Annotated in this window: 6 protein-coding genes; 5 read left to right on the top strand and 1 reads right to left on the bottom strand. The window is 39.8% G+C overall.

Annotated elements, in window-relative coordinates:
• Nucleotides 1-198: 198 nt before the first annotated feature.
• From glyQ to V6C71_02420, 5 genes are all read left to right on the top strand, one after another.
• Nucleotides 199-1,077 (top strand): glycine--tRNA ligase subunit alpha, encoded by an 879-nt coding sequence (glyQ, locus tag V6C71_02440; protein ID HEY9767350.1) that lies wholly within the window; start codon nucleotides 199-201, stop codon nucleotides 1,075-1,077.
• Between the two features lie 172 nt (nucleotides 1,078-1,249).
• Nucleotides 1,250-2,320: a Fe(3+) ABC transporter substrate-binding protein gene (locus V6C71_02435; GenBank protein ID HEY9767349.1), complete on the top strand. Its 1,071-nt coding sequence runs from the start codon at nucleotides 1,250-1,252 to the stop codon at nucleotides 2,318-2,320.
• 20 nt (nucleotides 2,321-2,340) lie between these two features.
• On the top strand, nucleotides 2,341-4,173 hold the full coding sequence (locus tag V6C71_02430; GenBank protein ID HEY9767348.1) for an N-acetylmuramoyl-L-alanine amidase: 1,833 nt from the start codon (nucleotides 2,341-2,343) through the stop codon (nucleotides 4,171-4,173).
• A gap of 146 nt (nucleotides 4,174-4,319) precedes the next feature.
• A complete protein-coding gene (locus V6C71_02425) occupies nucleotides 4,320-5,906 on the top strand; it encodes a glucose-6-phosphate isomerase (GenBank protein HEY9767347.1) in 1,587 nt (528 codons plus the stop codon).
• A gap of 246 nt (nucleotides 5,907-6,152) precedes the next feature.
• Nucleotides 6,153-6,842, top strand: coding sequence for a DNA-binding response regulator (locus V6C71_02420; GenBank protein HEY9767346.1), 690 nt, complete (start codon nucleotides 6,153-6,155; stop codon nucleotides 6,840-6,842).
• Nucleotides 6,843-6,860: 18 nt separating this feature from the next.
• Here V6C71_02420 and pyk read toward each other — a convergent pair whose 3' ends face one another.
• Nucleotides 6,861-8,618, bottom strand: coding sequence for a pyruvate kinase (gene pyk, locus V6C71_02415; protein ID HEY9767345.1), 1,758 nt, complete (start codon nucleotides 8,616-8,618; stop codon nucleotides 6,861-6,863).
• Between the last annotated feature and the right edge of the window lie 298 nt (nucleotides 8,619-8,916).

The following is an 8,916-nucleotide window of genomic DNA, read 5'->3' as shown; positions in this document are numbered from 1 at the left end:
CCGTCAAACTATTGTATTGTCTAGGTTCTGTCCGCTTGTTGTTCGGGGTTACCTCTCAACCGCGCATTTACCAATATAGGGAATATATTTATCCTTGTCAACCCTTTGGCCAAATTATTTGGGAATCTAGGTAGATATTTTTTCTCAAAGCTAATCATGGTATGGTGTTTGGACAGATATTTAATTTAGATGTTTTTTATGTCTTTATCCTTTCAACAAGTCATCGCTGCTTTGAATAGTTTTTGGAGCGATCGCGGTTGTTTAATTGCTCAACCTTATGATACGGAAAAAGGTGCAGCTACAATGAATCATCATACTTTTTTGCGAGCAATCGGTTCAGAACCTTGGTCAGTTGCTTATATAGAACCTTGCAGAAGACCGACTGATGGCAGATATGGAGAAAATCCCAATCGAAATCAGCACTATTTCCAATATCAGGTTGTAATTAAGCCTTCGCTCGACAATATTCAAGAGGTTTATTTGGATTCATTGAAGGTTTTGGGTATTCATCCAGAAGCTCATGATATTCGTTTTGTTGAAGATAATTGGGAGTCTCCTACATTAGGTGCTTGGGGTGTAGGGTGGGAAGTCTGGTTAGATGGAATGGAAATCTCCCAATTTACCTATTTTCAACAATGTGGGGGTATTAATTGTTGTCCTGTCCCCATTGAAATTACTTATGGTTTAGAAAGATTGACGATGTATCTTCAAGACGTGGATACGATTATGCAAATCAAATGGAACGATCGCCTCAACTATGGAGATATTTTCTTGCAGGCTGAAATTGAGCAATGTACCTACAATTTTGAAGCATCTGACCCTGATTTGTTGTTTAATTTATTTAGTTTATATGAGCAAGAAGCTAAACAGTTAATTGAGCGTGGTTTGGTAGTTCCCAGTTTAGACTATGTTCTCAAGTGCTCCCATAGTTTTAATCTGTTAGATGCCAGAGGTGTGATTGCCGTTACAGAAAGGACGCGTTATATAGGAAGAATTCGCAGCATGGCACGGCAAGTTGCACAACTTTATTTGGAACAGAGAGAAAGTTTGGGCTTTCCTTTGCAAAAAGCCAGTTAAAAAGACTTAATCATTTAATTCAGTTCTATTAATTCTTGTTTTTCACCCAGTCAAAATTATTTAATTTCGATTAACTATCAAAGCAATAAACAAGCTTATTAAGAATTAATAGCAAAAACTGTATGATGGAAATTCTTAAATATTTTTAATGGTATAGTTGCCAGAAATTTTTATGACTAATCAGATAAGTAAATTTTCCCGACGTTTTTTTCTTAGTATCAGCACCGCAGCCTTAATTGTTGCCTGTAATCAAACACCAGGAAATCAATCTCAAGAAGAGCAGCCATCCGAAGCAGCTACCCAAAGCGGACAGGTAAATATTTATTCTTCTCGCCATTACAATACTGACGAACAGCTTTATGACGGTTTTACCGAACAAACAGGGATTAAAGTCAACTTAATTGAAGGAAAGGATGATGAGTTAATCGAAAGAATTAGAAGTGAAGGTACGAATAGCCCCGCAGACATTTTGATAACCGTAGATGCAGGACGTTTATGGCGTGCTGCTCAAGCAGGAATTTTTGCTCCTGTAGAGTCGACAATATTAGAAGAAAAAATACCTACTAATTTGCAAGATCCGAATAACCTTTGGTTTGGTTACAGTAAACGAGCGCGGGTAATTGTTTATAACAAAGACAAGGTAGATCCGAGTCAGCTTTCTACTTATGAAGATTTAGCCGATCCAAAATGGAAGGGAAAGTTCATTATTCGTTCTTCGGACAATATCTACAATCAATCTTTAGTAGCAGGAATGATTGAGGAAAAAGGAGAGGAGGCAACAGCAGAGTGGATAAATGGTTTAGTAAGTAATTTTGCCCGTTCTCCTCAAGGTAACGACACTTCTCAAATTGAAGATGTTGCAGCAGGAGTAGCAGACCTTACCTTAGCCAACACTTATTATCTTGCCAGATACGAAGACAATCCTGAAGTATTTGAACAAGTTGGCATCTTTTTCCCTAACCAAGAAGATCGAGGAGCGCACGTTAACATTAGTGGCGCAGGTTTACTCAAAAATGCTCCTAACAAAGAGAATGCGATCGCATTTTTAGAATATCTTGCTAGTCCTGAAGCCCAAGAATTTTTTGCTTTAGGGAATAACGAATATCCTGTGGTCGAAGGCACTCCTTTAAACCCTGTGGTAGAAAGTTTTGGCGAATTCAAAAACGATACTACTAACGTTTCTGCTTACGGTAAAAATAATGCTGCTGCGGTTAAAATTATGGATCGCTCAGGATGGAAATAATCTGATTTTTAAGTAAACATATGAAATTTCTCGGTCTGGCAGCTTTAGCTAGTATTTTGCTAGTAGGTGGGATGATGGCAACCTCCTTATCTGCACAAACGCAGTCGCCTTTATTAATTGTTTATCCACCTTCAGAACACCAAACTGTCGCCGAGAAAATTTTTTTTATCGGTACGGCATCGCCTCAAGAGCCAGTTTTAATCAACGGCAAGCCGATCAAAAATCGCAGCACTTCAGGGCATTTTGCTCCTAGTCTTGCTTTAAAAATGGGAGAAAATATTTTTGTAATCCGTCACCAGGATCGAGTACGAAAAGTTAAGGTTACTCGGATTATTAATCAGCCAGAAGTTCCTGATAGATTGGTTTTTGCGCCAGATTCCTTAACCCCAGCCGTAGATATTGCTCGTTTACCTAACGAACCACTCTGCTTTGGCGCGGTAGCTCGCCCAAATGCTAAAGTTTCAGCGCGCATAGGTAAAAATGAGATTTTACTTTTGCCTTTAGTAAAATCTGTTGAACTACCTCCCAATTCTGCGGTGCTAACATCAGAAGCTATAGGCGATCGCCAGATAATTAAAGGTCAGTATCAAGGATGCACTACACTCGATCTTCCTCTTAACTATGGCAAGCCTATTTTTGAGCTAGAACAAGATAATCAAACCATAACTAAAGTAGGAACAGGAGAAATTGAAATTCTCTCACCTAAAGATATTCAAGTAGTGGAAGTTATTGCTGATGAAGGGGTAGCGAGGACGGGAGCAAGTACCGATCATTCTCGTTTAACTCCTCTACCCAAAGGTACAAAAGCTAGAGTTACAGGAAAAGAGGGTGACTGGTTTAGGCTTGATTACGGTGCATGGATTAAAATAGAAGAAACTAAACCGTTACTAGACAATATTCCGCCTCAGTCCATAATTCGGGGAATTGCTTCTAGACAACTAGAATCGGCTACGGAGATTATCTTTCCCCTACAGATGCCTGTGCCTGTAGAGGTAAAACAAAAAGACGATAGTATTACTTTGACTCTGCATAACACCACAGCTCAAACTGATATCATTCGTTTAGATACCGATCCCATGATTAAACGTCTTGATTGGCAACAAGTGTCATCAACCCAGATTGACTATACTTTTGAACTTCATCATCAACAACAGTGGGGCTACAATTTGCGCTATGAAAATACCAATTTAATTTTTTCTCTGCGCCATCCTCCTAATATATGGTCGCTTACTAACGCTGCGTCGGAAAATGATTTGATTGAATTTGATAATCTTAATGAAGATCGACCTTTGAGTAACGTCAAAATACTGTTAGATCCTGGACATGGGGGTGAAGAATCAGGCTCAAAAGGACCAACTGGGTATCCTGAAAAAGAGATTAATTTACTAATCTCAAAATTGGTCAAAGCAGAATTAACCGAATTAGGAGCAAAAGTCTATTTAACTAGAGAAGAAGATATAGATGTGTCTCTTGAAAAAAGAGTGACAATGATCGACAAAATTGAGCCAGATTTAGCTATTTCGATTCACTATAATGCTTTACCAGATAGTGGAGATGCTGAAAACACTCAAGGAATAAGTACTTTTTGGTACAATACTCAGGCTCATGCACCCGCAATGTTTTTACACAACTATTTAGTGTCAAAGCTAGATCGTCCTGACGCAGGTATTTTTTGGAATAATTTAGCTTTAACTCGTCCCCATACTGCACCGTCTATTTTATTAGAGTTGGGGTTTATGATTAATCCTGAAGAGTTTGAATGGATTACTAATGAACAAGAACAACAAAAGCTAGCAGAAACTTTAGCCCAAGGAATTGAAGAATGGTTTACCACCAGCAATCAAAACTTATAAGAAACTCATGGGAATTCAAGTCCAACTATTCGATCATCTCAACTCAAACTCAGATCGACTGACATAGAGAAAATCTAAAACGCGGTTTAAAGCGCAGAGGGTTCTACTACACTTACAGGTAGAATTCGCGCTGACATAAAAAACTTATGGACAATCTTACACTTTGGCAACGCTATCAAGACTGGCTTTATTACACCGAAGATTTAGGAATTTACTTAGATATTAGTCGTATCAGCTTTAGTGATGCTCAGATAGAACAGCTAAAACCAAAATTTGACAAAGCATTTAAAGATATTGAAGCTTTGGAAGCTGGAGCGATCGCCAATCCCGATGAAAATCGCATGGTAGGTCATTACTGGCTGCGCGATCCCGATCTTGCTCCAACTGCCGAACTCAGACAGGATATTATCGACACTAACAACAGCGTAATTGACTTTCAGCAAAAAATACATAGTGGCGAAATTCATCCTCCCAATGGTAGCAAGTTTACTGATATTCTCTCGATTGGGATTGGTGGATCGGCTTTGGGTCCTCAATTTGTGGCTCAGGCTTTAGCACCTAACCAACCTCCTCTCAAAATTCATTTTATTGATAATACTGACCCGGCGGGGATTGATAAAATTATTGCCAGGATTGGCGATCGCTTGGCAACAACTCTCGTCTCGGTTATTTCTAAGTCGGGTGGTACGCCAGAAACTCGTAACGGAATGCTAGAGGTCAAAAAAGTATATCAGGATCATCATCTAGATTTTGCGTCTCATGCCTTTGCCATCACAGGGAAAAGCAGTAAGTTAGAGGCGATCGCTGAACGAGAAGGCTGGCTGGCTATTTTTCCGATGCGAGATTGGGTTGGAGGACGCACTTCCGAATTATCTCCTGTAGGATTAGTGGCTGCTGCACTTCAGGGAATAGACATCAAGGCAATGCTCGAAGGCGCAAAAGCGATGGATGCCTTAACTCGCAAGCATAGTCTTAAAGAGAATCCTGCTGCACTCCTGGCAATGGCTTGGTATTGTGCAGGACATGGTAGAGGCGAAAAGGATATGGTAATTTTACCCTACAAAGATAGTCTGTTGCTGTTTAGTCGTTATCTCCAGCAGCTGATTATGGAATCTTTGGGCAAGGAAAAAGATCTCGATGGTAATGTGGTTAGTCAGGGTATTGCTGTTTATGGTAATAAAGGCTCTACGGATCAACACGCCTACGTCCAACAGTTAAGAGAAGGGGTTAATAATTTCTTTTTGACCTTTATTGAAGTACTAGAGGATCGAACAGGGGAATATGTGGAAATTGAGCCTGACACAACTTCTGGTGACTACCTCAAAGGATTTTTATTAGGCACTCGTACTGCACTAAATGATAAACAGCGAGATTCTATTACGATTACCATTCCTAAGGTTAATGAGCGTATAGTAGGTGCTTTGATTGCTCTTTATGAACGAGGAGTTAGCATTTATGCGTCTTTAGTTAATATCAACGCTTATCACCAGCCAGGGGTAGAAGCAGGGAAAAAAGCAGCAGCTTCAGTTCTAGAGATTCAAAAAAAGGTAGTGAATACTTTAAGAGAAACTTCTTATCCCATATCTCTGGCAGAATTGGCAGATCGAGCTAAGGTAAACAATGAGATAGAAACCATTTACCAAATTGTGCGACACCTCTACGCCAACGAGCGCGGTATTGTGGTTCAGGGCAATATTGGCAAGCCAGATACGATTAGGGTTTCTTGGCAGTAAATAAGCCTGAAAAACATCCATCAATGTAGGACAGGGAAATATTTAGTAGGTTTATCTAATACTTACTCCAAGAACTATCACTGTCATTGTGGTTTTTCTTTCCCTTTCCTACTGGTTTAAATAAATAATAGACTCTTGACATAAGACAAAAATTTTCCTTAGAGTCAAATCTAAAGATAATATTAATATGCAAGGAAATAAAAGATAAAATAAAAATAAATAGGCAGAAAATAACGCTTAAAGCCAATGTCTTTATTAATTTTGGTTGCTGAAGACGATCCAGCAATTCGCTTGTTTGTTAGGGATCATTTAGAATTAAATGGATATTCGGTTATTGTCGCAGAGAATGGTCAACAAGCTCTATCAATGGTAGGAAAATACCATCCTCATCTGCTAATTTCTGATATCAAAATGCCTCATAAAGATGGCTATGAATTGATTAAAAGTATTCGTAAATTGCCTCAATATCGTTTGTTGCCAGTGATTCTGTTAAGCGAGCGTAGTGCGACCACAGAGCGCATTCGTGGGTATCAGGCTGGATGCGATATGTATTTACCTAAACCTTTTGAAATGAGGGAATTGGAGGCAATTATTCGCAATTTGTTAGAGCGATCGCAAATGATCCACTCCGAACTAAGATTTTCGCAAAGCGATCGCCTTGAGCAGACCGAAACTACGCCCCACGAGTCCTTAGAATCATGGAATGCAGCAGTTGATATTAGTCAGCAAGAATTGTCTAACAAGCTGGAACTAACTCAGCGAGAACAAGAAGTCCTCGAACTATTAATGAAAGGACGTTCCAATATAGAAATTGGTCACCGGCTGCATCTGTCCCACCGTACTATCGAGAAATATGTCAGCAGCTTATTACGCAAGTCAGAGCGAAACAATCGTATTGAGCTAATTCGCTATGCGATGGAATACCATTTAGTTTAGCTTAGTTTAGCTTAAGGCTTATCTGTGACTAACTGTACCAGAATAAACTACTCCGCGTTTGGCATCTACGGTTAAAATTGCTCCTTCTCGAATTATCTCAGTCGCGTTTTTAAAGCCAACGATTACAGGAATACCGAGACGCAAACCAATAACCGCGGCATGGCTAGTCAGGTTGTCTTCTTCAGTAATAATGCCTGATGCTTGGCGAATAATATCCACAAATTGAGCATTAGTCGAAGGAGTGACTAAAATTTCCCCAGGGTTAAAGTCATGAATATCTTTAGCAGTATTGGCTACTCTTGCTCTACCGCTAATAGCTCCCTGTCCGATTCCTGAACCTTCGCCTAAAACCGCCTTGACTAATTCAACTTTAATCAGATCGGTTGAACCAGCTACACCCTGAAGTGTCCCCGCGGTCATCACAACTAGATCTCCTGCTGACAGCCAATTTTTTTCTTGTGCCACATTGATTGCTGCTTGGAAGGTTTGAGTTGCTGAAGAGAGATCCAAAACCAGCAGAGGCTTTACTCCCCAAACTAGCTGTAACCTACGGGACACATAAACGTGAGGCGTAATCGCTAAAATTGGCGTTTTAGGTCTAAATTTAGAGACGTTGCGAGCCGTCGCCCCAGTCTTAGTCAAGGTCATAATTGCTGCTGCGTCTAGCTGAGAGGCAATTTGACCCACCGCAGCAGATATTGCGTGGGTAATCGAACGTTTAGTTCGTTTGAAATTATTAGTTTGCTGTTCCTGCTCGATCCGACAGGCGATCGTCGCCATAATTTCTACTGCTTCTACAGGATAATTACCAACCGCAGTTTCATTAGATAGCATTACCGCATCTGTACCATCCAAAATAGCGTTAGCAACATCAGAGACTTCGGCGCGAGTTGGTCGAGGGTTATTAACCATACTGTCTAGCATTTGAGTTGCTGTGATAATTGGTATGCCCAATCGATTAGCCGTAGCAATTAGGCGTTTTTGTAAAATTGGTACGTCTTCGGCAGGCAGCTCTACTCCTAGATCCCCTCTCGCTACCATTACTCCATCACAAAGAGAAAGAATAGCATCCATCTGTTCGATCGCCTCATGCTTTTCAATCTTCGCGATTATGGGAATGGATTTACCAGCACTAGAAATTAAGTCTTTAATTTCTAAAATATCTTGTGGATTGCGTACAAAACTCAGAGCAATCCAGTCGACACCTTGGTCTAAACCAAACATTAGATCTTCGCGATCTTTTTGCGTTAGTGCTTTGACCGATAGACAAACACCAGGAAAGTTGACTCCTTTATTGCTAGAAAGATCTCCGCCAACCACGACTCTACAGTGAAGATCTTGATTAGCTCGATCTATTCTTTCTACCTTCATTTCTACCTTGCCATCATCTAGCAAGATCGTCGCTTTTTCTGGCACTTCTTGAGCCAGCTTGGTGTAGCTGATATAACCGATGTCTTGGTTACATTCAACTTGGCGACTAGTAAGAATATAAGGATCGCCTTTTTCCAGCCTAATTTTTCCTTCGGCAAACTTGCCCAAGCGAATTTTTGGTCCTTGCAAATCCTGCAAAATACCAACTGGCTGATCTAATTCAAAAGCAGTCTGTCTAATTAAACGAATCGCCTTTTGATGGTCTTGTTGCGTACCATGAGAAAAATTTATCCTCAAGGTAGTTGCTCCAGCCTTGATCAATTGGCGTAGAGTATCGGGTTTCAGTGTAGCTGGCCCTACTGTGGCAACAATTTTTGTCCGACGCGGGTTATTTGGCGATGGCATTACTATTTCTGCTCTTGATTATACTGGATTTGTTTCAGATAGCGGCATCTTAGCGACTCAGAAAAAAAATAATAACAGGAATTTTGGTCGCCAGCCTAGTTTACAACACAATAATTCTTAAAAGCACGTTTTTGCTTTTCTTTAGTTAACCAACTCAAATATTAAATCGACTCATCAATTCAAATAATCTTTTTGGATAGTTAATTGAGCTAATTTGTTGGTGAAAAAATTGGTTGATTAATGTTAGATACTTTGAAAACTAAATTATTTAGCAATATAAAGTTTTGATTAAAAGTTA

The organism is Coleofasciculaceae cyanobacterium, from assembly GCA_036703275.1.
In the GTDB taxonomy this organism is placed as follows: Bacteria; Cyanobacteriota; Cyanobacteriia; order Cyanobacteriales; family Xenococcaceae; genus Waterburya.
This window is presented reverse-complemented; position numbering and strand designations above follow the sequence as displayed.